The organism is Chitinophaga agrisoli (assembly GCF_008386695.1).
GTDB classification, from domain to species: domain Bacteria; phylum Bacteroidota; class Bacteroidia; order Chitinophagales; family Chitinophagaceae; genus Chitinophaga; species Chitinophaga agrisoli.
The window spans coordinates 1-521 of sequence record NZ_VUOC01000026.1; the positions used below are offsets into that span (position 1 = coordinate 1).

Sequence of the window (521 nt, forward strand, 5' to 3'; positions counted from 1 at the left end):
AACATACCTCCAGGTTATGTCAGAACTACCTTAGAAGAAAAGAACAAGACGGGAGGCTTCAAATCATGGAATGGCCAGCACAGTGTCCAGACTTAAACCCCATCGAGCTGGTTTGGGATGAACTGGACAGAAGGGTGAAAGCAAAGCAACCTACAAGTGCAACACATTTGTGGGAACTTCTGCAACAGTGTTGGGAAGAACTTTCCCAACAATATTTCATTTCCATTGTAGAAAGAATGCCACGAGTGTGTTCGGCTGTTATATCTGCAAAAGGTGGCTACTTTTATGAGTCAAAAATTTAGATTAAATTTTGTTAAACAAAACGATTCCATGATATCTTTTTTATCTCCAATTGTTTATTTGTTCTATGCTTTAATTTCAGAGTACATTGAGACATTAAACTGTATATGTAGCGTTTCATAGGAACACAGGAGAATAGATCCAATTGCAAAACGGTGTTTATTAAAGAAATGGTGAGGTAGACTGAGAGCAGGTGAGTCAGTGATGAGAGAGCAGACTTG

At 38.8% G+C, this 521-nt stretch carries 1 protein-coding gene; it reads left to right on the top strand.

Annotation, left to right across the window (positions count from 1 at the left end):
* The coding region (locus F0L74_RS34510; RefSeq protein WP_188316277.1) for a transposase at positions 1-302 on the top strand (302 nt) is incomplete at its 5' end.
* Positions 303-521: the final 219 nt, after the last annotated feature.